The sequence below is a fragment of the Variovorax sp. YR750 genome, assembly GCF_900109805.1.
In the GTDB taxonomy this organism is placed as follows: domain Bacteria; phylum Pseudomonadota; class Gammaproteobacteria; order Burkholderiales; family Burkholderiaceae_C; genus Variovorax; species Variovorax gossypii.
Genome location: NZ_FOBJ01000017.1, coordinates 127,801 through 147,959, shown reverse-complemented (window position 1 = coordinate 147,959; position 20,159 = coordinate 127,801). Strand labels below are relative to the sequence as shown.

The following is a 20,159-nucleotide window of genomic DNA, read 5'->3' as shown; positions in this document are numbered from 1 at the left end:
CAAATCACATATGTTTCTTATAATTTTGGATAGCCATTTATCCAGCAGATGAAAAAATCGATCATCGTTATCGGCTTCCTCGGCACCCAGCTCGACGCCGGCCAGGGCGCGGGCCGCTGGAACAAGTGGCGCCCCACCGTCTCGCTCGCGCAGCACGAGGACATGGTCGTCTCGCGCATGGAGCTGCTCTACACGGTGCGGCACAAGGCGCTGGCCGAGGTGGTGAAGGCCGACATCGCCACCGTTTCGCCCGAGACCACGGTCAACCTCGTGCCGCTGGACCTCGCGGACCCGTGGGACTTCGGCGAGGTCTACACCCGCCTGTACGACTGGGCGCGCGGCTACAGCTTCGACACCGAGCGCGAGCAGTACTGGACGCACATCACCACCGGCACGCACGTCGCGCAGATCTGCATGTTCCTGCTGTCCGAATCGCGCGTGGTGCCAGGCGTGCTGGCGCAGACCTCGCCGCCGAAGAAGCAGCGCGAAGGCGAAGCCGGCAAGTGCACGCTGATCGACCTCGACCTCTCGCGCTACGACGTGATCGCGCGGCGCTTCGACGCGGAGCAGCGCGACGCGGTCGCGTTCCTGAAGAGCGGCATCGCCACGCGCAACGCACGCTTCAATGCGCTGATCGACGAGATCGAGCGCGTGGCCGTGCGCTCTCGCGCGCCGATCCTGCTGGTGGGTCCGACGGGCGCGGGCAAGTCCTTCCTGGCGCGGCGCATGTTCGAGCTGAAGCAGTCGCGCCACCAGATGACGGGCCCGTTCGTCGAAGTGAACTGCGCGACGCTGCGCGGCGATGGCGCGGCATCGACGCTCTTCGGCCACAAGAAGGGCTCTTTCACCGGCGCCGCGGCCGATCGCGCGGGCCTGCTGCGCACCGCACACCAGGGCGCCCTCTTCCTCGACGAGATCGGCGAGCTCGGTCTCGACGAGCAGGCGATGCTTCTGAAGGCCATCGAGGAGAAACGCTTCTTCCCCGTGGGCGCCGACAAGGAAGTGGAGAGCGACTTCCAGCTGATCGCCGGCACGAACCGCGACCTGCGCAGCGACGTGGCCGAAGGCCGCTTCCGCGAAGACCTGTTCGCGCGCATCAACCTCTGGACCTACGACCTGCCTGGCCTCGCGCAGCGGCCGGAGGACATCGAGCCCAACGTCGACCACCTGCTGGCCATCCACGCCGCCGAGAACAACCGGGTGGTGCGCTTCAACGCCGAGGCGCGCGCCGCCTACCTGCGATTCGCGCAAAGCGGCGAGGCGATCTGGAGCGGCAACTTCCGCGACCTCTCGGCCAGCGTGACGCGGCTGGCCACGCTGGCCGACGGCGGACGCATTCCGGTGGCGCTTGTGGAAGCCGAGATCGCGCGGTTGCGCTGGCTGTGGAAGCACGCGGGCACCGCACCCGCAACCAGCAGCGACGTCGACCTCGACGCACTGCTCGGCGAGGAGCGCGCATCGGCCCTCGACCTGTTCGACCGCCTGCAGCTCGAGGCGGTGGTGCGCGTCTGCCGGCAGTCGCGCAGCCTGTCCGACGCCGGCCGCCAGCTCTTCCAGGCTTCGCGCGCGCAGCGCAGCGTGGTGAACGACGCCGACCGGCTGCGCAAGTACCTCGTCAAGCACGGCCTGGAATGGGGCCGGATAGCGGACGCCTGAGCTATCCTCCGCCGCGATGGCCATTTCCGCATTCGCAGTGAAAGTCCCCGCAGCCGAGCACCTGGTCGCAGACCTGCGCCATCGCTACGACGCGACGGCAGTGCAGGGAGTGCCGGCTCACATCACAGTGCTCGTTCCCTTCATGGACCCGGCGCTGATCGGCGCCGAAGTGCTGCAACGCGCGCAGCAGGCACTGAGCCGGACGCCGGCGTTCGACTTCGCCCTGCGCGAGGTCGGACGCTTTCCCGAAACCGCCTACCTTGCGCCGGAGCCGGCCGCACCCTTCATCGAGATGACCCTGGCGCTGGCGGAAGCGTTTCCCGAATTTCCGCCGTATGGCGGTGAGCACGACAGCGTCGTTCCGCATCTTTCGGTGGCGCACGGCAGTGCGGCCGACGCGGATGCGGCTGCCATCGAGCTCCAGTCGCGCCTGATCGCATCGGGCGCCGTGCGCGCGGCATGCACGGAAGTCACGCTGATGGAGAACTCATCGGGCAACTGGCGTGACATGCATGTCTTCCAGCTGCCCCGAGCCCCCGAACGACCCATGCGCAATGTCCTCTTCATCTGCAGTCGCAACCAATGGCGCAGCCCGACGGCGGAACAGCTCTGGCGCCGGCATCCGCTGGTCTCCGCGCGCTCGGCCGGCACCAGCCCGAATGCGCGGCACAGGGTCTCCATTGACGACATCGAATGGGCCGACGTGATCCTCGTGATGGAAGAGAAGCACAAGTCGAGGCTGATGGCCGAGTTCTCGCGGATGCTGGCGCACAAGCCGGTCCACGTGCTCGACATTCCCGACGAATACAAATACATGGACCCGGAACTGATAGAAGAACTCCAACGCTCGGTCGGGTCCATCCTCGAAATCGATTGAACCCATGTCAGAAATCTACATAAGCACCGACGTCGAGTCCGACGGCCCCATCCCGGGCCCGAACTCGATGCTCAGCTTCGGCTCGGCCGCCTACACGGCCGACAAGCAGCTCGTCTCCACCTTCAGCGCCAACCTGCACACGCTGCCCGGCGCGGAGGCCGACCCCAAGACCGCCGCATGGTGGAAGACCCAGCCCGAGGCCTGGGCCGCCTGCCGCACCGACCTGCAGGAGCCGGCCCACGCCATGAAGAACTACGTGAGCTGGCTCAAGGGCCTGAATGCGCGGCCGGTGTTCGTCGCGTACCCGGCGGGCTTCGACTTTCTCTTCGTCTACTGGTACCTGATGCGCTTCGCGGGCGAGAGCCCGTTCAGCCACTCGGCGCTCGACGTGAAGTCGTTCGCGATGGCGATGCTGAAGCTCGACTACCGCGACAGCACCAAGCGCGCCATGCCCCGTCGCTGGTTCGATGCCGGGCTGCCGCACACGCACCTGGCGCTCGACGATGCCATCGAACAGGGCGCGCTCTTTTGCAACATGCTCGCGGAAAACCGCGCGGCATCTGCCGGCGGAAAGCCCGCATGAAGGGCGGCGCGGTGCCTCGTTGGTTCGGAAGACTGGCGATGTGCGCCTTGCCGCTCATGCTGGGCGGCTGCGTGCAGTCGATGTTCTATTACCCCGACAACGTGCGCTACGAAACGCCCGACGCGCTGGGCATGCGCTACGAGAGCGTGCAGTTCGCGAGCGCCGACGGCACGCGCCTCAGCGGCTGGTTCCTGCCCGCGGAGAACCGCCAGAACCCGAAGGAGGCCAAGGGCACGGTGGTGCACTTCCACGGCAACGCGCAGAACATGAGCACGCACTGGCGCTTCGTGGCCTGGCTTCCGAAGCGCGACTACAACGTGTTCGTGTTCGACTACCGCGGCTACGGCCAGTCCGAAGGAAAGCCGGAGCCCAAGGGCGTGTTCGAGGACTCCAACGCCGCGCTGAACTACGTGCGCTCGCGCGGCGACGTCGACCCCGAGCGGCTGTTCGTCTTCGGGCAGAGCCTGGGCGGCACCAACGCCATCGCGGTGGTTGGCGCGGGCAACCGCGCGGGCGTGAAGGCGGCGGCCATCGAGTCGACCTTCTATTCCTATTCGTCGATCGCGAACGACAAGCTCAAGGGCGCCGGCCTGCTGGTGAGTGACGAGTACGCGGCGTCGAAGTACGTGGCTGCCGTGGCGCCCATTCCGCTGCTGCTGATCCACGGCACGGCCGACCAGGTGATTCCGCTCGCGCATTCGAAGCGCCTACTGGCCGAGGCGCGCGAGCCCAGGCGGTTGATCGAAGTGCCGGGCGCCGGCCACCTCGAGCCGATGACGGCCCTGCGCTACGGCGCCGCCTACCGCAAGGCGCTGACCGAGTTCTTCGAGTCGGCACAGCATCCGATGCAGCAGTGACGACCACAGCCATGAACCATTTCGACGAAGCCGCCACCCGCGCACCGCTCGGTTTCGATCGGCTGGTGCCCGCATTGCGCGCGGCCTTCGCGGCCGAAGCCCGGGTGCCGCCGCGCCACGTGCACGCCATCGAAGCCGCCGGGAGCAAGGGCACCGTGCTCATCATGCCGGCGTGGAGCGACGCGGGCTTCCTCGGCATCAAGACCATCAACATCTTCCCCGGCAACAGCGCGCAGGGCCTGCCCGGCCTGCATGCGACCTACGTGCTGTACGACGCCCGCACCGGCGTGCCGCTGGCGATGATGGACGGCAACGAGATCACCGCGCGCCGCACGGCCGCGGCATCGGCGCTGGGCGCATCCTTCCTGGCGCGGCAGGATTCGCGCCGGCTGCTGGTGCTGGGCACCGGCCGCATCGCGCGCATGCTGCCGGCCGCGCATGCGAGCGTGCGGCCCATCGACGAGCTGTGGGTGTGGAACCATCGGCCTGAAGGCGCCGAGGCCTTGGCGGCGCAGTGGCGCGCCGAGGGCTGGAACGCCCGGGCCGCCACCGACCTGGAAGCCGCCGTGCGAGAAGCCGACATCGTGAGCTGCGCCACATTGGCCACCGCGCCACTGGTGCGCGGCGCATGGCTGGCGCCGGGCTCGCACCTGGACCTGATCGGCAGCTTCACGCCCGCAATGCGCGAGGCGGACGTGCAATGCTTCGCGGGCGCGCATGTCTGCATCGACACCGAAGAGGCATTGCAGAAATCCGGCGACCTGCTCGACGCGATGGCGGCCGGCACGCTGCGCGCCGAGGATGTCCGGGGCACGCTCGCCACGCTGTGCCGTTCAGAGCAGCCCGGCCGTCCGAACGAGGCCGGACGCACGGTTTTCAAGGCCGTCGGCAGCGCCCTCGAAGACCTCACCGCCGCCACGCTGGTGTGGCAGTCAAGCGACATCGGCTAATCCTTATGGCCTAGTTTTCACCCCTCCAGGGTAGGGTTTTCCTACATCTGGATACGTCGTGTAGCTAATAGCGCACAGGACGCAACGAGCGTACCGTGGCACCTGACACCATCGACTCGGGGGGTCACAACATGCTCAGTACCGAACACAAAGCCAACATCCTGCGCAAGGCCGGATACACCGTGCCGGCCAGGCCGGGGGATGCCAACAGCGCGTATCAGACGATCCAGTGTTGGCAGAAGGCCGTCGACACGCTCTACGTGACGTACGCCGCCAGCCGCGCCGCCAAGAGCCTGCGCGACGCGGAGGAGGCGAGGATGCTGGCCCTGCTGCAGCTTCGCTCGGCCAAGGCCTACGCCTGAGAACCCGGCAGGCCGGGCGTTCTTCAGGGCTTCTTCTGCTTTTCCGGCGCGTCGTTGCTGCCGCCGCGCGGCAGCTGGCCCGCCTTCATCGCCTCGCGGTTCGCCGCACGGCGCTTGGCCGCGGCGGCGCGGCGTTCTTCCCTCGACATCTTTGGCGCTGTGGTCGCGCGGACTTCACCTTCCTGCATCTGCGGCCCGCGTGCCGCCGCGGCGCCGTCCACGCGGCGCTCCTTGCGCGCCTCCGCGCGCTCCGCCCTGGTGGTGGGCGCCGTGGGCCGCGCCTTTCCTTGAGCCGGGTCCGCTTCGCCCGAAGACTGCGCGGATGCCACCGACACGACCATCATCTGAGCCAGGGCCAGACCGACCGGCACGAGCATTTTTTTCATTGCGATGACCTTTCAGGACGAGTGAAGAAACTCGGCGGGCATTGTGGTCAGGGACAGGGCGTGCTGTCCACTCCGGAGCGCCCTCAGCCTGCGTGCCGGCGATCGCGCAGATAGGCCACGATCAGCCTGACGAGCTCGCTCCTGAGCACGGGCAAGCCCAGGTCGCCACGACGCGCCGCCGCATGGACGACCCCTTCGACTGCGGAGGAGAGCATGCGAGCAACCGTCTCGTCTTCGCTGCTGCTGTCGTCGCCGTCACGGCCGGCCCGGCCCGCGTGCGAGCTCGATGCGACCAGCGCCCGATAGCGCCGCTGGTATTCCGCCTCGAACTCCGGATAGCTGGAGCGAGCGACAAGCGGCACTTCGTCGACCAGCACGCGGTGCAAGGCCTGGTCGACCGAGTGGGCGGCGATGACGCCGTCGACGAAGCGCTCCACCCGCCGGTCGAGCGAGACAGCTTCGTCGCCGTCTTCTGCTTCCTCCTCCGGGTCGGACAGCGCCACGAGCACCTCGGCGAGATGGCGCTCCCTGATGGCCTCGGCAATGGCGAGCTTGTCCGGGAAGTACTGGTAGAGCGAACCGACGCTGACGCCGGCGACCGCCGCGATCTCGTTGGTGGTGAAACGTGCCCATCCCCGACGCGCCAGAACGCGAGTTGCGGCCTCGATGATCACGTCCACCGTGACGCGCGAACGCCGCTGGCTGGGCGCCTTGCGCATGGTCCTGCGCTGTGGGGGAATGCGAGTACCCAAGATCGGAGCTCCACTCAAGAATAGGACCGGACCGCACGCACGCGCAGTGCCCGTTTCATCGTTCAAGGGGGAGATTGTGATGAGTACGCAGACGCTTCTGGCCTCGCTGTTCCGCTACAAGGCCTGGGCCGACGAAGGATTGCTGGCAGGCCTGGCCGATCTTGCCGGGAAAGCCCCGCCCGACGACTACCGCACGGCACTGCGCGTCTTCAACCATGCGGCCATCGTCGACCGCATCTTCGTGGCGAACGTGCAGCGCACGGCGCACGCCTTCACAGCCACCGGCGCACCCGAGCCGCCGCCGCTGGAAGCGCTGGCCGATGCGGTGCGGGAAACCGATCGCTGGTATCTCGACTACGTCTCGCGGCTGAGCCCGCAAGAGCTCGAGGAAAGCATCGAATTCACCTTCACCGACGGGGCGCCAGGACGGATGTCGCGCGAGGAAATGCTGGGCCACGTGGTGGCGCACGCGGGCTATCACCGGGGAGAGGTCGGACGGATCATGACCCGCCTCACGGGCTCGTCGCCGCCCGACACCTTCACCGGCTACCTGCACCAGGCCGAGCCAGCACGCCGCACGCAGGGCGCGTAGCGGCGGCGCTTTTAGGCCAGGCTCAGGAAGATCCGCCGGCTTACTTGCCCTGTGCCGACTGCAGCACCGGGTTCTGCATGGTCGAGATGACCTTGCTGTTGACGCGCGAGCCGCTGGTCACGTTTTGATCGGGCGCCGCGGCGGTGGCCATGGCTTCCTGGTAGACCTGCGCCGGGTCGCGGCTGGAGGTGAACGGGTCGGCGCCACGCGAGCCGCGCGTCACGTTCTGGTTGGGTGCGTGGGCCGTCTCGACGGCCTGCTTGTACATGGCTTCGGAATCGGCCGTGGACGTGAACGGATCGGCGCCGCGCGAACCGCGCGTGACGTTCTGGTCCTTGGCGTGAGCGGCGGCGATGGCTTCGGCTTCGACGGCTTCGCGGGTGCGTTGCTGGGCGTGGGCGGAAGCGAGGGAGAGCACGGCGAGTGCCGCGGCAAGGGCGAGTCGGGAGGTCTTCATGATTCGGGTCTTTTCTGTGAGTTGTCGGTCCGGATGAGGCTTCCACGGGGATGCGGGAAAACCCTGAACGAGGCTATTCAGGGCAAAAGGCAGGTCAATGACGCCCCCGCGGCGCGGCCCGGCTCTTCGCCGCGCCATGCAACCTCTGCGAACTTCTGTTAACCAGAACGGCGTCACTTGCCCCGCCGAAGCGCTTCGCGCTTGCGCACAGGACCCGGGTTCTGAGACAGTCGCCCGGCTTCGGCCCGATCGCACCCAACGAAACATCCGACGAACGAGGGGAAAACCGCAACCATGGGACTGTTCGACTTCCTGAAGAAGAAACCCGCCATGCCCGCAACGCTCGAAGAGGGCATGGCCTCGCAGGCCGAAGACTTCGTCGGAGCCTTCTCGCAACCCGGCGCGCCCATCGACGGCTCGCGGCTGGACTACACGTCGGCCTCGCTGCCGCTGGTCGACCGCGTACTCGACGACTTCTTCAAGCAGCAGGCGCCCCTGCCGGACGATCTCCACTTCCTTGCATCGGCCTACGTCTTCGAGGTCGCGCGCCGCGAGTTCGGCGGGCGCTACCTGCGCGGCGACGAGGACAACCCCTTCGTGCTCGTCATCGGCCAGGGCGATTCGCAGGTCGGCGTGTGCGTGATGGGCAAGGTGCGCGGACGAGCCACCAACGGCCCCGAAGACGACCTGGGCTTCTTCTACGCCGGCATCGCACCCGCGGTGGCGCGCGGCGTGAGCGCAACGATCATCTGAGGCCACTGCATCGTGCAAGGCCGAAGTCACAGCCGGCTGCTACCCGCTGCGCCCTGCCCCTTCGAATAATGCGGCGACGGCCCGCGCCCCTACGGGCCGGTCCGCATTCCAACCTCGTTCGAAGGAGACAAGAGACATGGCGCGCAAGATCCTGATGCTCTGCGGCGACTACGCCGAAGACTACGAAACCATGGTGCCCTTCCAGGCACTGCTGGCCGTGGGCCACACGGTCCACGCCGTGGCGCCCGACAAGAAGGCCGGCGACTGGGTGCACACCGCCATCCACGACTTCGAGGGCGCGCAGACCTACAGCGAGAAGCCGGGCCACCGCTTCACGCTGAACGCCAACTTCGCCGACGTGCGCCCCGAGGCCTACGACGCGCTGGTCATTCCCGGCGGCCGCGCGCCCGAATACCTGCGCATGAACAGCCGCGTGGTCGAGATCGCGCGGCACTTCCTGGCCGCCGACAAGCCGCTCGCCGCGGTGTGCCACGGCGCGCAGCTGCTCGCGGCCACCGGCCTGCTGAAGGGTCGCAAGGTGTCGGCCTACCCCGCTTGCCAGGTCGAGGTGGAACTGGCGGGTGCCGAGTACATGGGCATTCCGGTCGACCAGGCCGTGACCGACCGCAACCTGGTCACCGCGCCCGCGTGGCCCGCGCATCCGGCGTGGCTCTCGCAGTTCCTGGCGGTGCTGGGCACGCGCATCGAGCATTGAAATCCGGGCGGGCGGCGCTACAGTGCGCGCGTCGCCCTCCATCTTCCTCCCCGCATAGGAGACAGCCCACCATGTGCGAAGTCTTCATCAGCGCCGATCCGCAGAGCTACGACGCGCGCACGCGCTCGGTGCGGCTGCACGGCGTGGTTACCAGCATCCGGCTGGAGAACCTGTTCTGGCAAGTGCTGGAGGAAATCGCGCAACGCGACGGCATGGTCGTGGTGCAGCTCATCGAGCGGCTCTACGACGAGCTGGTAGCCGCGCGCGGCGAAGTCGGCAACTTCGCGTCGTTCCTGCGGGTGAGCGCCCTGCGCTACGAAGCGCTGCTCGCGCAGGGGCGCATTCCGGCCGACAACTCGGTGGCGATCCGCTCGCTCGATGCGAAGGCCGTGCTGCACGAGCTGCCGAAGGGCTGGGGCGGGCCGCTTTCCGGACAACGGCCCACCGCCAAGGTACACACGCTGCGCGCGGCAGCGCGATGACGCGCTTGCGCCTGTCGCGTCAGTCCAGCGAAACGTTCGCCTTGCGGATCACGTCGGTGAACCGCTTGGTCTCGCTCGCCACGAACTCGTCGAACTGAGGGCGCGTGGTCGGGAAGGGCTCGTAGCCGAAGCTCTTGAACTTCTCCAGCACGTCGGGCTCGGCCAGGCCCTTCTCGATGTCACGCTTGATCTTCTCGGTGACCGATGCGGGCAGGCCCTTGGGCACGGCGATGGCGTTCCAGCCGATGACCTCGAAGCCCTTCGGGCCGCCCGATTCGGCGACCGTCGGCACGTCGGGGAAGGCTGCCACTCGCTGCGGCGCGGCAGCGGCCAGGAAGCGCAGCTTGTTCGCGCGCTGCAGCGGGCCGGCGGTGGCGCTGCTGCCCAGCGCGAAGGCCAGTTCGCCGGTGGCGACCGAGGTGTAGAGCTGCGTGGTTTCCTTGTAGATCACGTGCTCCATCTGCGTGCCGGTGGCCGACTCGAAGAGCTCGGAGCCGAGGTGCACCGGGTTGCCGACCGACCATGAGCCGTAGTCCAGCTTGCCGGGGTTGGCCTTGGCGTCGGCGATCAGGTCGCCGACGGTCTTGTACTTGCTGTTGGTGGCGACGGTGAAGAAGAAGTAGGTCTTGAACAGCGGCAGCAGCGCGTCGAAGTCCTTGCCCGTGTCGTAGGGCAGCTTCTTGAAGAGCGCCGGGTACGCAGCGAGGTGCACGTTGTCGAGCACGATGATGTCGTGGCCGTCCTTCGCGCCGCGCTTGAAGGCGTCGATGGCGATGAAGCCGTTGCCGCCGGGGCGGTTCTCGACCACCACGGGCTGGCCCCAGGCGCGCGAGAGCTTGTCGGCCACCAGGCGGGCCACGCCGTCGGGGCCGCCGCCCACGGGGAACGGCGTGATGATGCGCACGGGCTTGGTGGGAAAGGCCTGCTGCGCGGGCGCGGCCGCAGGCAACAGGGCTGCGGCGGCCAGTGCGAGCGCGGCAATGCCGGCGCCGCGGCGCGTTGTCTTCTTCGACGTGTGGTTCATCCTCTGATCCTTCTTTCTCTCTGTCCTCTTGGGTTGAAAAAATGCCATCGGGCCGCTGTTGCCGCGGCTGCCGATGGCCTTGTCTTCTTGCTTCTCTGGTTGTTTTCGGTTCGGTCGTCTTGCGTCGCCCGCGGCGCGTGCCGTCGTCAGACGCGCTCGAGGATCACCGCGATGCCCTGACCCACGCCGATGCACATGGTGCACAGCGCATAGCGGCCGCCGCCCTTGTGCAGCTGGTTGACTGCAGTGGTGGCCAGGCGCGCACCGCTGGCCCCCAGCGGGTGGCCCAGCGCGATGGCGCCGCCATTGATGTTCACGCGCGCGTCGTCGTCCTTCAGGCCCAGCAGGCGCAGCACGGCGAGGCCTTGCGCGGCGAAGGCTTCGTTGAGTTCGATGACGTCGATCTGGTCGAGCTTCAGGCCGGTGAGCGCCAGCACCTTCTGGGTGGCGGGCGCGGGGCCGATGCCCATCACGCGCGGCGCGACGCCGGCGGTGGCCATGCCGACCACGCGTGCGCGCGGCGTGAGGCCGTGCTTCGCGGCGCTGGCTTCGTCAGCCAGCAGCAGCGCGCAGGCGCCGTCGTTCACGCCGCTGGCATTGCCGGCGGTGACGGTGCCGTCGGGACGCACCACGCCCTTGAGCTTGGCGAGCGATTCGAGGCTGGTTTCGCGCGGATGCTCGTCCTTGCTGACGATGATCGCGTCGCCCTTCTTCTGCGGCACGGTCACGGGCACGATCTCGGCGTCGAAGAAGCCCGACTTCTGCGAGGCCACGGCGCGCAGCTGCGAGTTCAGCGCCATCAGGTCCTGCGCCTCGCGCTCGATCTTGTAGTCGGTGGCCACGTTCTCGGCCGTCTCGGGCATGGAGTCGACGCCGTACTGCGCCTTCATGAGCTTGTTGACGAAGCGCCAGCCGATGGTGGTGTCGTACACCGCGTTGTTGCGGCTGAAGGCGCTCTCGGCCTTGGGCATGACGAAAGGCGCGCGGCTCATGCTCTCGACGCCGCCGGCGATCATCAGGCCGGCCTCACCGGCGCGGATGGCACGTGCCGCCGTGCCCACTGCATCGAGGCCCGAGCCGCACAGGCGGTTGATGGTGGCGCCGCCGAGTTCGATGGGCAGGCCAGCCAGCAGCGCCGACATGCGCGCGACGTTGCGGTTGTCCTCGCCGGCCTGGTTGGCGCAGCCGTAGAGCACATCGCTCACCGCCTGCCAGTCGACGTTCTTGTTGCGTTCCATCAGCGCCTTGAGCGGCACGGCGCCGAGGTCGTCGGTGCGCACGCTGCTGAGCGAACCACCGTAGCGGCCGAAGGGAGTGCGAACGGCGTCGCAGATGAAGGCTTGGTTGGTCATGTCTGTCTCTCTTGGATTGCTTGAAGGGGTCAGGCTGCGATCGGGAGTCCGACGAGCTTCTCGAGTTCTTCGCGGCTCAGGCCGTCGACCAGGTCGACGAGCTTCAGGCCCTGCGGCGTGCATTCGAGCGTGGCGAGGTCGGAGTACACGCGCTTGACGCAGCCGATGCCGGTCAGCGGATAGGTGCATTCCTTCACCAGCTTGCTCACGCCCTGCTTGGTGAGCAGGTCCATCATGACCCAGGTCTGCTTGGCGCCGATGGCGAGGTCCATCGCGCCGCCGACGGCGGGAATGGCGTCCTTCTCGCCGGTGTGCCAGTTGGCGAGGTCGCCGGTAGCCGATACCTGGAAGGCGCCGAGCACGCAGATGTCGAGGTGACCGCCGCGCATCATCGCGAAGCTGTCGGAGTGATGGAAGAACGAGCCGCCCGGCAGCAGCGTGACGGGCTGCTTGCCGGCGTTGATGAGGTCGTAGTCTTCTTCGCCGGCCTCGGGCGCCGGGCCCATGCCGAGGATGCCGTTCTCGCTCTGCAGGATGACTTCGCGGCCCTTGGGCAGGTGGTTGGCCACCAGCGTGGGCTGGCCGATGCCGAGGTTGACGACGGCGCCGTCGAAGATGTCCTGTGCGACGCGGGCTGCGAGTTGGTCCTTGGTGCGGCGTGTGTACGTGGTGCTCATGGTCATGCTGCCTTCTTGAAGCCGCCGGCCTGCGTGGCCACGCGTTCGATGCGCACCACCTGGTGCACGAAGATGCCCGGGGTGACGATGGTCTCGGGGTCGAGGGTGCCGAGCTCGGCGATGTCGTGCACGGTGGCGATGGTCTTCTTCGCGGCCATGGCCATCACCGGACCGAAGTTGCGAGCCGCCTTGCGGTAGACCAGGTTGCCCCAGCGGTCGCCGCGCTCGGCTTTGATGAGCGCCACGTCGCCGTGGATGGGGTACTCGAGCACGTACTGCACGCCGTCGATCTCGCGGGTCTCGCGGTTGCCCGCGAGCTGCGTGCCGTAGCCCGTGGGGCAGAAGAAGGCGCCGATGCCGGCGCCCGCGGCGCGGATGCGCTCGGCGAGGTTGCCCTGGGGCACGAGCTCGAGCTCGATCTTGCCGCTGCGGTAGAGCCCGTCGAACACCTGGCTGTCGGCCTGGCGCGGGAAGCTGCAGATGATCTTGCGCACGCGGCCGGCCTTGAGCAGCGCCGCGAGGCCGGTCTCGCCGTTGCCCGCGTTGTTGTTGACGACAGTGAGGTCCTTGGCGCCCTGCTCGACGAGGCCCTCGATGAGTTCGTTGGGAATGCCGGCGGTGCCGAAGCCGCCGATGAGAACCGTGGCGCCGTCCTGGATGCCTGCCAGGGCATCGGCGACCGAGCGCGCGATCTTGTTGATCATGAAGCCTGTCTCCGGGAGTGAGGAAAGAGTGCGAAGAAACGAACCGATCCTGAACACGCCGACCGATTCTGCGAACCGCCGATTTGTTCGTCTAAAGAACATTTGTTCGTATAATGAATTCTAGAGAGGATCGAGCACCATGGCAACCCACCCCGTACAACCCGAAACACCCGCGCCCGGCGACAGCTACGTGCAGTCCTTCGCGCGGGGCCTGCAGGTGATCCGCTCGTTCAGCGCCAGCGCGCCGCACCAGACGCTCAGCGAGGTGGCGGCCGGCAGCGGGCTGACACGCGCGGGCGCGCGCCGCATCCTGCTCACGCTGCAGACGCTGGGCTACGTTGTGACCGACGGCAAGCTCTTCACGCTCACGCCGCGCATCCTCGACCTCGGGTTCGCGTACCTCTCGTCGATGCCGATCTGGAACCGCGCCGAGCCGGTGATGGAGGCGCTGGTGCAGCAGGTGCAGGAGTCGTGCTCGGCCGCCGTGCTCGATGCGACCGACATCGTCTACGTGCTGCGCGTGCCGACGAAGAAGATCATGCACATCAACCTCGGCGTGGGCTCGCGCCTGCCGGCCTACTGCACATCGCTGGGCCGGCTGCTGCTGGCGGACCTCGACGACGACGAAGTGCGCGCGCGGCTGGAGGCCTCCAGCATCGAGGCGCTGACCAAGCACACGCTGACCGACATCGACGCGCTCATGGCCAAGGTCGCGCAGGCACGCAAGCAGCAGTGGTGTCTCGTCAACCAGGAACTCGAGGAGGGCCTGATCTCGGTGGCCGCGCCCATCGTCAACCGCCAGGGGCGCATGGTGGCCGCACTCAACATCAGCGGACAGGCGAACCGCACCAGCGCGAAGGCGATGCAGGAGACCATGCTGCCCGCGCTGCGCGAAGCGGCGGACAGGATCTCGCGAATGCTCTGATCGATCCTGCGGCCTCGCAACCGAATGGGCATTCATGGACAGGTCACATCGGTTTTCTAGATTGCGCCCCTCACTACAACACCGGAGGGTCCAATCATGTCCAGTCGCTTCATCTCGTCCGCATTGCCGCGCCATCTCGCGATCGCGGCCGTTGCATCTGCCGTCCTCGCCGCTTGCGGCGGCGGTGGCAACGGAAACGGCATCGTCTTTCCGCCCGTGGCGGGCACGCCGGCTCCCGCGCCTGCCCCGGCGCCCGCGCCCGCTCCTGCACCGCAGCAGGACCCCTCTGCGGGACTGCCCCACAAGCTGACCGGCTGGGCCTCGCTGCCCGCCACGTTCCGCCAGCCCGGCCCGACCACGGGCCAGTTCATCACCGCCGCGCTCGGCGTGACGCCGCCCTTCGTCGGCGGCCAGCCGCTCCCGGGCTTCTCGGCACTGCTGAAGAACGACGACGGCACCTGGACCGCCATGCCCGACAACGGCTACGGCAGCAAGAGCAACTCCGGCGACTTCGTGGTCGGCTTCTACAACGTCAGCATCGACTTCCGCACGGTGGCCAACGGCACGACGGTGCCCGGCACCGTGAAGGTGAACAGCCATGTCGCCTTCAACGACGCCAACGGCTTCCTCAAGGACGGCAAGGGCGTCGACCTGAAGATCACCGCCGACTTCGCCAACTACCAGAAGGTCGATGGCAACAACCTCGTCGACACCGGCACGCCCGTGGATCCGGGCATCGTCAGCGGCCGGCTGCTGACGGGCTTCGACCTCGACGTGGAGTCGATCGCCCGCGCGAAGGACGGTACATATTTCGTGGGCGAGGAGTTCGGCCCCTACATCCTGCACTTCGACAAGAACGGCACGCTGATGGGCGACCCGGTGCCGCATCCGTTCCTGCGCAGCCCATCCAACCCGCTCGTGATGACCCAGGGCGCCACCGTGACCTCGCTTTCGAGCCGCGGCTTCGAGAGCCTGGCCTTCAACGGCGACAAGACCCGCCTCTACGCAGTGCCCGAGGCAGCGCCCTCGCTCGCCGCGCTGCGCCCCGTGGCCGACGACGAGCGCTATCTGAACTTCTTCGAATTCGATCCCGCCTCGATGCTCTACACCGGCAAGAACCCGGTCTACAGGAAGGACGGCCCGGTCAAGGACAACCAGATCGTCATCGGCGACATGACCAACATCGGCGGCAACAAGTTCGTGCTGATCGAGCGCGACAGCCTCTACGGTGCGAAGGCTGTGGTCAAGCGCCTGTACATGGTCGACCTCGACGTGAAGGATGCCGACGGCGTACTGAAGAAGACGCTGCTGGTCGACCTGCTGAACATCTCCGACCCGACGGGCATCGGCGGCCCGCTGGCCGGCGTTGCGGCCGGCAAGTTCACCATGCCATTCGATTCGGTGGAGAGCGTCGAGGTGGTGGACGACAACACGCTGGCCGTCGCGATCGACACCAACTTCCCGACCGAAGACGGCCGGGTGCAGGGCAAGCCGGACGACACGGAAGTCATCACCATCCGCTTCGACCAGCCGCTGTTCAAGCGCAAGAGCTGAAGAAGACTGCCGCGCGGCGGGCTGGCCGCGCCCGCGGTCAGCCTTCCGAGTGGATGCCCTTCATGATGATCACGCCGCCCAGGCGCGTGGTGTCGGCGCGCATGCGCTTGGCCAGCGTGTCGGGCGAACCGGGCTGGGCCTGCCAGCCGGTCTTCAGCAGCGCCTGGCTCACGTCGGGCGAGCTGATGACTTCGACCAGCGCCGCGTTGAGCCTGGCGACGGCCGCGGGCTTCATGCCGGCGGGCGCGGCCAGCGCGGTCCAGATCTCGAGATCGGCGCCGCGCACGTCCGCGTCGCGAATCGTGGGCAGCTCGCTCGCCAGCGGACTGCGCTCCGGCGAGGTCACGCCGATGGCCTTGATCTTTCCCGACTTGATGTGCGGCATCGCGAGGCCCGGCGGCAACAGCGCCAACTGGATCTCGTTGGCCAGCAGGCCCGCGATGACCTGCGGGTTGCCGGTGTAGGGCTTGTGCTGCGCCGTGATGGCGGCGCGGCTCTTGATGAGTTCCATGCCCAGGTGGCCCACCGTGCCCACGCCCGGCGTGCCGTACTTGCCGCCGCTGCCGAGGTTGCGCACCCACAGCAGCTGCTCGGCCGAGGTCTTGCCCGTGGCGCTGCCCGACACCGCCAGCACCAGCGGCGCAGTGCCGATGAGGCCGACAGGCGCGAAGTCCTTCTCGGGATCGAAGGGCAGCGCGGGGTTGAGCAGCTTGGCGATGGTCAGGTTGCCGTTGATCAGCGCGCCGACAGTGTGATCGTCGGTGGCCTTCGCCACCTGGTCGGCAACGGTGTTGCCGCTGGCACCGGGCTTGTTCTCGACGATCACCGGCTGGCGCAGGATCTTCGACAAAGGCTCCGCGATGGCTCGGGCCGCGAGATCGGGCGATGCGCCTGCGGGAAAGCCGACGAGGATGTGGACCGGCTTGGTCGGCCACGTGGCGTCGCCGGTGCTGCCGTTGCGTTGCTGGGCCCACGAAGTCTTCGCAAGCAGCGAAGCGGCAATGGCTGCCGCGCCGCCTTCGAGCAGGCGGCGTTTGGTGATCGTCAAGATGACTCCAGGAGAGTGAGAAAAACTGGGGAAAGTGCTTACATTGTGTTTACAAGACGTTACATGACGAAGATGCTTTTCGCAAGTCCGAAGTGGCTTCCCGTCAGGGTCTCTCGCGTAGGAAAGTACTACCGGAAGGCGATATATCGAGCAGTTTTCTCTGCGTGGGAAACAGCGACCAGCCCCATCGCTGCTGCGCATGGCCCCACAGCCCCTGCTTGAAGAACAGCGTGACGAGGATCGCGAGCAACCCGAGCCCCAGCAGGTACCAGGTGCCGTAGTCGCTCAGGAACTTGTTGAGCGCCCAGAAGATGAGCGCGCCCACCAGCGGCCCCTCGATGCGCCCGATGCCGCCGATGACCACCATGAAGATGGCGAAGGCCGTCCAGTTGACGCTGAATGCCGCGTCGGGACTGATGCGCAGGTTGCCCACGAAATAAAGCGCACCCGCGAGCCCCGCGCCGAAGGCCGCGACCACGTACACCGCGAGCTTCATGCGCGCGACCGGAATGCCCTGCGACTCAGCCGCCACTTCGTTGTCGCGTATCGCCAGCAGCGCGAGACCGCGCTTGCTGCGCAGGAACAGGTACACCAGCGCGACCGCCGCGACCACGCAGGCCAGCGCCATCCAGTAGGTGGTGCTCTCGCGCGTCGCCTTGTCGATGCCGCGCAGCGCGGTGAGCGTGGTGCCCGAGCCGCCGCCCACCGCCGACACGTTGGCGAAGCTCAGCCTGAACACTTCCGCGATGACCCAGGTGCCGATCGCGAAGTAGCCGCCCGAGAGCCGGAACGCGACGAAGGACACGGGTATCGCTACAAGCCCCGCCGCCAGCGCCCCCAGCGGTATCGCGATGAACGGATTGACGCCCGCGAAGTTGCCGAGCATCAGCATCACGTAGCCGCCGAAGCCGAAAAAGGCCTGCTGCCCGATGCTCACCATGCCGCCGTAGCCGGCGAGCAGGTTCCACATCATCGCGAAGATGAAGTAGCAGGCGATCTCGACGAACTCGCGCATCCAGCTCGACTCGCCCCAGAACGGAAGGCTGGCGGCAACGAGCACGATGGCAACGCCGGCAACGAGTGCCGCGCGGCTCGCGGCTGTCGCGCGTTCGACCGCGACGATGGAAGGAGGCATGTTCGTCATCGGGCTTATCCGCGTGTTTTTGGAAAGAGTCCCTGCGGCCGCAACACCAGCACCACCAGGAACACGATGTGCCCGAACCAGATGCCCCAGCCCGGGTCGAGCCTGAAGCCGATCTGCTGCGTGATGCCGAGGATCATCGCGCCGGCCAGCGTGCCCCAGAAGGAGCCCATGCCGCCGATGATCACGGCCTCGAAGGCGAAGAGCAGCAGCAGCGGCCCGTCCGAAGGAGACACCGTCGTGCGCATGCCCTGCAGCGCGCCCGCGACGGCGATCAGCACGAAGGCGATGGCCGTGGCGAACGCGTAGACCTTCTTCGCGTTCAGCCCCATGAGCTCGGCGATCTCGCGGTCGTCCGACACCGCGCGGAACGACCGCCCCAGCGCGGTGTGCGCGAAGAGCCACTGCAAAGCGCCCGTGGCTGCGATCGCGATCGCCAGCACCACGAGCGGCAGCACACCCACCGACATCGCATCGCCCAGCGCAATGCCCTGCGTGCTGAGCCCACCGGTCTCGATCGCTCGCGGGTCGGCCGAGAACACTTCGAGCAGCAGGTTCTGGATGACGATCGACAGGCCGAAGGTGACGACCAGCGAAGGCAGCGGATCTTTCCCGAGCGTGCCGTTGAGCACGTAGCGCTGCAGCGCGTAGCCGAAACCGAAGGCCACCGGCAGCACGGCGAGCGCCACGAGCCACGGTGCTGCATCGCCCGTCAACGAAACGCCCGCGATGACCGCGAAAGCGCCGAGGATGATGAAGTCGCCCTGCGCCGTGTTGGTGAGCCGCATCACGCCGAACATCAGCGACTGGCCCAGCGCGAAGAGCGTGTAGAGCCCGCCGAGCAGCACGCCCTGGACAATGATCTCAAGCATGGGCCGCCTCCGCGATACCGAAGTAGGCCTGCGAGATCTGCTCGCGCGTGAGGTCGGCGGAATGACCTTCGAGCGACACGCGGCCTTCCTGGAAGCAGTAGATGCGCCGCGAAACCTGCCGCGCCATCGTCACGTCCTGCTCGACGATAACCACCGTCATGCCCTCCGCGGTGATCGCCGGCATGGCGGCATAGATCTCGCGGATGACGATGGGCGCAAGGCCGAGCGAGAGTTCGTCGCAAAGCAGCACCTCGGGATTGCTCATCAGCGCACGGCCGAGCGCGACCATCTGCTGCTGCCCGCCGGAGAGCGAAGTGCCCGGCTGGTTGCGCTTCTCGGCGAGGATCGGAAAGAGCGCGTACAGCCGCTGCAGATTCCATGGCCCCTTGCGCGCCGGCGTGGCGCCCATGAGCAGGTTCTCCTCCACGCTGAGGCTGGCAAACAGCCTGCGGCCCTCGGGAACCATGGCGAGCCCGCGGCGCACGATGTCACCGGGCGGCAGGCCGCCGATGGGGTCGCCCCTGAAGCGGATCGCATCGATCGGCGCGCGCACCAGCCCCGTCAGGCTCTTGAGAAAGGTCGACTTGCCCGCGCCGTTGGCGCCGATGATGGCCACCAACTCGCCCCGCTCGAGCGAGAAGTCGATGCCGAAGAGAGCCTGCGCGTCGCCGTAGAAAGCCTTCAGCGCGCGGGTGTCGAGCAGCGCGGTCATGCCTCCATCCCCATGTACACGCGCCGCACCTCGGGGTCGTTCATCACCGCGCGCGGCAGGCCTTCCGCGAGCTTCTGCCCGAAGTTGATGACGAAGAGCCGGTCCGCCAAAGACAGCAGCGCATGCACGACGTGCTCGATCCAGATCATCGTCACACCGCGCGCCTTGATGCGCTTGAGTTCGCCGACCAGCACCGCGGCCTCGGGCTCCGTGAGCCCGCCCGCGATCTCGTCGAGCAGCAGCAGCTGCGGCCGTGTCGCGAGCGCGCGCGCCAGCTCCAGTCGCTTGCGATCGAGCAGGGTCAGCCCGCCCGCCGGCTTGTTGGCATGCACCATCAGGCCCGTCTGCTCCAGCACCTCGTGCGCGGTGCGCCATGCCTCGCGCTCGGTCTGCTGCCCGCCGAAGCAGGCGGCGGTCACCAGGTTCTCGAACACGCTCATGTTGCCGAAGGGCTGCGGTACCTGGTAGCTGCGGCCGATGCCGGCGTGGCAGCGCTGATGCGGCTTCAGCCGCGTCATGTCGCGGCCGGCGTATTCGACGCGCCCGGCGTCGACGCGCACGTCGCCGGAGATCAGGTTGAACAGCGTGGTCTTTCCCGCGCCGTTCGGCCCGAGGATGCCCAGCGTCTCGCCTTCGGTCACCGCGAGCGTGATGTCGTCGGTGACCTTGAGCGCGCCGTAGGACTTGCTCACGGCATGCAGTGCCAGCAGGGTCATGGTGTTCCCGGA

At 67.5% G+C, this 20,159-nt stretch carries 24 protein-coding genes and 1 pseudogene; 13 read left to right on the top strand and 12 right to left on the bottom strand.

Annotated elements, in window-relative coordinates:
- Window positions 1-48 precede the first annotated feature (48 nt).
- The 7 genes and pseudogenes from rtcR to BMY35_RS29855 all read left to right on the top strand — a co-directional run bounded on the left by rtcR (window position 49) and on the right by BMY35_RS29855 (window position 5,285).
- A complete protein-coding gene (gene rtcR / locus BMY35_RS29880) occupies window positions 49-1,656 on the top strand; it encodes an RNA repair transcriptional activator RtcR (RefSeq protein WP_093206623.1) in 1,608 nt (535 codons plus the stop codon).
- A 16-nt stretch (window positions 1,657-1,672) separates the two neighbouring features.
- Window positions 1,673-2,137: pseudogene (locus tag BMY35_RS38410) on the top strand (2'-5' RNA ligase family protein); the annotation flags it as partial.
- A gap of 66 nt (window positions 2,138-2,203) precedes the next feature.
- Window positions 2,204-2,533, top strand: a complete 330-nt coding sequence (locus BMY35_RS38405) for a low molecular weight protein tyrosine phosphatase family protein (RefSeq protein WP_177213745.1) — start codon at window positions 2,204-2,206, stop codon at window positions 2,531-2,533.
- Between the two features lie 4 nt (window positions 2,534-2,537).
- A complete protein-coding gene (locus BMY35_RS29870) occupies window positions 2,538-3,116 on the top strand; it encodes a 3'-5' exonuclease family protein (RefSeq protein WP_093206621.1) in 579 nt (192 codons plus the stop codon).
- A gap of 38 nt (window positions 3,117-3,154) precedes the next feature.
- Complete coding sequence (locus BMY35_RS29865) at window positions 3,155-3,973, top strand: alpha/beta hydrolase (RefSeq protein ID WP_240652171.1); 819 nt, start codon at window positions 3,155-3,157, stop codon at window positions 3,971-3,973.
- An 11-nt stretch (window positions 3,974-3,984) separates the two neighbouring features.
- Window positions 3,985-4,923: a bifunctional Delta(1)-pyrroline-2-carboxylate/Delta(1)-piperideine-2-carboxylate reductase gene (locus BMY35_RS29860; RefSeq protein ID WP_093206619.1), complete on the top strand. Its 939-nt coding sequence runs from the start codon at window positions 3,985-3,987 to the stop codon at window positions 4,921-4,923.
- Between the two features lie 95 nt (window positions 4,924-5,018).
- Window positions 5,019-5,285: a hypothetical protein gene (locus BMY35_RS29855; protein WP_256230017.1), complete on the top strand. Its 267-nt coding sequence runs from the start codon at window positions 5,019-5,021 to the stop codon at window positions 5,283-5,285.
- 23 nt (window positions 5,286-5,308) lie between these two features.
- Here BMY35_RS29855 and BMY35_RS29850 read toward each other — a convergent pair whose 3' ends face one another.
- Both BMY35_RS29850 and BMY35_RS29845 read right to left on the bottom strand, forming a co-directional pair.
- A complete protein-coding gene (locus tag BMY35_RS29850; RefSeq protein WP_093206618.1) occupies window positions 5,309-5,671 on the bottom strand; it encodes a hypothetical protein in 363 nt (120 codons plus the stop codon).
- Between the two features lie 83 nt (window positions 5,672-5,754).
- Window positions 5,755-6,390: a TetR/AcrR family transcriptional regulator gene (locus BMY35_RS29845; protein WP_093206617.1), complete on the bottom strand. Its 636-nt coding sequence runs from the start codon at window positions 6,388-6,390 to the stop codon at window positions 5,755-5,757.
- 112 nt (window positions 6,391-6,502) lie between these two features.
- On the opposite strand from BMY35_RS29845, the gene BMY35_RS29840 reads away from it, so the two are divergent.
- Complete coding sequence (locus tag BMY35_RS29840) at window positions 6,503-7,015, top strand: DinB family protein (protein WP_093206616.1); 513 nt, start codon at window positions 6,503-6,505, stop codon at window positions 7,013-7,015.
- A 40-nt stretch (window positions 7,016-7,055) separates the two neighbouring features.
- Here the strand turns inward: BMY35_RS29840 and BMY35_RS29835 are convergent, their stop codons facing one another.
- A complete protein-coding gene (locus BMY35_RS29835) occupies window positions 7,056-7,472 on the bottom strand; it encodes a hypothetical protein (protein WP_093206615.1) in 417 nt (138 codons plus the stop codon).
- A 294-nt stretch (window positions 7,473-7,766) separates the two neighbouring features.
- On the opposite strand from BMY35_RS29835, the gene BMY35_RS29830 reads away from it, so the two are divergent.
- The 3 genes from BMY35_RS29830 (at window position 7,767) to BMY35_RS29820 (ending at window position 9,422) form a co-directional block, all read left to right on the top strand.
- On the top strand, window positions 7,767-8,225 hold the full coding sequence (locus BMY35_RS29830; protein ID WP_093206614.1) for a hypothetical protein: 459 nt from the start codon (window positions 7,767-7,769) through the stop codon (window positions 8,223-8,225).
- Between the two features lie 136 nt (window positions 8,226-8,361).
- Window positions 8,362-8,940: a DJ-1/PfpI family protein gene (locus BMY35_RS29825; protein ID WP_093206613.1), complete on the top strand. Its 579-nt coding sequence runs from the start codon at window positions 8,362-8,364 to the stop codon at window positions 8,938-8,940.
- Between the two features lie 71 nt (window positions 8,941-9,011).
- On the top strand, window positions 9,012-9,422 hold the full coding sequence (locus BMY35_RS29820) for a ribbon-helix-helix domain-containing protein (protein ID WP_093206612.1): 411 nt from the start codon (window positions 9,012-9,014) through the stop codon (window positions 9,420-9,422).
- A 19-nt stretch (window positions 9,423-9,441) separates the two neighbouring features.
- Here BMY35_RS29820 and BMY35_RS29815 read toward each other — a convergent pair whose 3' ends face one another.
- From BMY35_RS29815 to BMY35_RS29800, 4 genes are all read right to left on the bottom strand, one after another.
- Window positions 9,442-10,446 (bottom strand): Bug family tripartite tricarboxylate transporter substrate binding protein, encoded by a 1,005-nt coding sequence (locus BMY35_RS29815; protein WP_093206611.1) that lies wholly within the window; start codon window positions 10,444-10,446, stop codon window positions 9,442-9,444.
- Window positions 10,447-10,592: 146 nt separating this feature from the next.
- On the bottom strand, window positions 10,593-11,798 hold the full coding sequence (gene pcaF, locus BMY35_RS29810) for a 3-oxoadipyl-CoA thiolase (protein WP_093206610.1): 1,206 nt from the start codon (window positions 11,796-11,798) through the stop codon (window positions 10,593-10,595).
- Window positions 11,799-11,827: 29 nt separating this feature from the next.
- Complete coding sequence (locus BMY35_RS29805; protein WP_093206609.1) at window positions 11,828-12,481, bottom strand: 3-oxoacid CoA-transferase subunit B; 654 nt, start codon at window positions 12,479-12,481, stop codon at window positions 11,828-11,830.
- Window positions 12,478-13,179, bottom strand: a complete 702-nt coding sequence (locus BMY35_RS29800) for a 3-oxoacid CoA-transferase subunit A (protein WP_093206608.1) — start codon at window positions 13,177-13,179, stop codon at window positions 12,478-12,480. Before BMY35_RS29800 ends, BMY35_RS29805 begins: the two co-directional genes overlap by 4 nt.
- A gap of 139 nt (window positions 13,180-13,318) precedes the next feature.
- Between BMY35_RS29800 and BMY35_RS29795 the strand changes: the two genes are divergently transcribed.
- Together BMY35_RS29795 and BMY35_RS29790 are read left to right on the top strand one after the other, a co-directional pair.
- The gene (locus tag BMY35_RS29795; RefSeq protein WP_093206607.1) at window positions 13,319-14,104 is read left to right on the top strand and encodes an IclR family transcriptional regulator domain-containing protein; all 786 of its coding nucleotides are present in this window, start codon (window positions 13,319-13,321) and stop codon (window positions 14,102-14,104) included.
- A gap of 96 nt (window positions 14,105-14,200) precedes the next feature.
- The gene (locus BMY35_RS29790; RefSeq protein WP_093206606.1) at window positions 14,201-15,658 is read left to right on the top strand and encodes an esterase-like activity of phytase family protein; all 1,458 of its coding nucleotides are present in this window, start codon (window positions 14,201-14,203) and stop codon (window positions 15,656-15,658) included.
- Window positions 15,659-15,695: 37 nt separating this feature from the next.
- Here the strand turns inward: BMY35_RS29790 and BMY35_RS29785 are convergent, their stop codons facing one another.
- From BMY35_RS29785 to BMY35_RS29765, 5 genes are all read right to left on the bottom strand, one after another.
- Window positions 15,696-16,706: a Bug family tripartite tricarboxylate transporter substrate binding protein gene (locus BMY35_RS29785; RefSeq protein ID WP_093206605.1), complete on the bottom strand. Its 1,011-nt coding sequence runs from the start codon at window positions 16,704-16,706 to the stop codon at window positions 15,696-15,698.
- 103 nt (window positions 16,707-16,809) lie between these two features.
- Entirely contained in the window at window positions 16,810-17,850 is a 1,041-nt protein-coding gene (locus BMY35_RS29780; RefSeq protein WP_093206604.1) for a branched-chain amino acid ABC transporter permease, read from the bottom strand.
- A gap of 5 nt (window positions 17,851-17,855) precedes the next feature.
- Entirely contained in the window at window positions 17,856-18,719 is an 864-nt protein-coding gene (locus tag BMY35_RS29775) for a branched-chain amino acid ABC transporter permease (RefSeq protein ID WP_093206603.1), read from the bottom strand.
- The gene (locus BMY35_RS29770; protein ID WP_093206602.1) at window positions 18,712-19,431 is read right to left on the bottom strand and encodes an ABC transporter ATP-binding protein; all 720 of its coding nucleotides are present in this window, start codon (window positions 19,429-19,431) and stop codon (window positions 18,712-18,714) included. Before BMY35_RS29770 ends, BMY35_RS29775 begins: the two co-directional genes overlap by 8 nt.
- The gene (locus BMY35_RS29765) at window positions 19,428-20,147 is read right to left on the bottom strand and encodes an ABC transporter ATP-binding protein (RefSeq protein WP_093206601.1); all 720 of its coding nucleotides are present in this window, start codon (window positions 20,145-20,147) and stop codon (window positions 19,428-19,430) included. Before BMY35_RS29765 ends, BMY35_RS29770 begins: the two co-directional genes overlap by 4 nt.
- Between the last annotated feature and the right edge of the window lie 12 nt (window positions 20,148-20,159).

Coding starts and splice junctions, on each gene's coding strand:
- BMY35_RS29830 (WP_093206614.1), top strand. CDS start 7,767: ATGGGACTGTTCGACTTCCTGAAGAAGAAACCCGCCATGCCCGCAACG.
- BMY35_RS29765 (WP_093206601.1), bottom strand. CDS start 20,147: ATGACCCTGCTGGCACTGCATGCCGTGAGCAAGTCCTACGGCGCGCTC.
- BMY35_RS29770 (WP_093206602.1), bottom strand. CDS start 19,431: ATGACCGCGCTGCTCGACACCCGCGCGCTGAAGGCTTTCTACGGCGAC.
- BMY35_RS29860 (WP_093206619.1), top strand. CDS start 3,985: ATGAACCATTTCGACGAAGCCGCCACCCGCGCACCGCTCGGTTTCGAT.
- BMY35_RS29850 (WP_093206618.1), bottom strand. CDS start 5,671: ATGAAAAAAATGCTCGTGCCGGTCGGTCTGGCCCTGGCTCAGATGATG.
- BMY35_RS29790 (WP_093206606.1), top strand. CDS start 14,201: ATGTCCAGTCGCTTCATCTCGTCCGCATTGCCGCGCCATCTCGCGATC.
- BMY35_RS29815 (WP_093206611.1), bottom strand. CDS start 10,446: ATGAACCACACGTCGAAGAAGACAACGCGCCGCGGCGCCGGCATTGCC.
- BMY35_RS29865 (WP_240652171.1), top strand. CDS start 3,155: ATGTGCGCCTTGCCGCTCATGCTGGGCGGCTGCGTGCAGTCGATGTTC.
- BMY35_RS29845 (WP_093206617.1), bottom strand. CDS start 6,390: ATGCGCAAGGCGCCCAGCCAGCGGCGTTCGCGCGTCACGGTGGACGTG.
- BMY35_RS29870 (WP_093206621.1), top strand. CDS start 2,538: ATGTCAGAAATCTACATAAGCACCGACGTCGAGTCCGACGGCCCCATC.
- BMY35_RS29805 (WP_093206609.1), bottom strand. CDS start 12,481: ATGACCATGAGCACCACGTACACACGCCGCACCAAGGACCAACTCGCA.
- BMY35_RS29795 (WP_093206607.1), top strand. CDS start 13,319: ATGGCAACCCACCCCGTACAACCCGAAACACCCGCGCCCGGCGACAGC.
- BMY35_RS29840 (WP_093206616.1), top strand. CDS start 6,503: ATGAGTACGCAGACGCTTCTGGCCTCGCTGTTCCGCTACAAGGCCTGG.
- BMY35_RS29775 (WP_093206603.1), bottom strand. CDS start 18,719: ATGCTTGAGATCATTGTCCAGGGCGTGCTGCTCGGCGGGCTCTACACG.
- BMY35_RS29820 (WP_093206612.1), top strand. CDS start 9,012: ATGTGCGAAGTCTTCATCAGCGCCGATCCGCAGAGCTACGACGCGCGC.
- BMY35_RS29800 (WP_093206608.1), bottom strand. CDS start 13,179: ATGATCAACAAGATCGCGCGCTCGGTCGCCGATGCCCTGGCAGGCATC.
- BMY35_RS29780 (WP_093206604.1), bottom strand. CDS start 17,850: ATGACGAACATGCCTCCTTCCATCGTCGCGGTCGAACGCGCGACAGCC.
- BMY35_RS29835 (WP_093206615.1), bottom strand. CDS start 7,472: ATGAAGACCTCCCGACTCGCCCTTGCCGCGGCACTCGCCGTGCTCTCC.
- rtcR (WP_093206623.1), top strand. CDS start 49: ATGAAAAAATCGATCATCGTTATCGGCTTCCTCGGCACCCAGCTCGAC.
- pcaF (WP_093206610.1), bottom strand. CDS start 11,798: ATGACCAACCAAGCCTTCATCTGCGACGCCGTTCGCACTCCCTTCGGC.
- BMY35_RS38405 (WP_177213745.1), top strand. CDS start 2,204: ATGCGCAATGTCCTCTTCATCTGCAGTCGCAACCAATGGCGCAGCCCG.
- BMY35_RS29825 (WP_093206613.1), top strand. CDS start 8,362: ATGGCGCGCAAGATCCTGATGCTCTGCGGCGACTACGCCGAAGACTAC.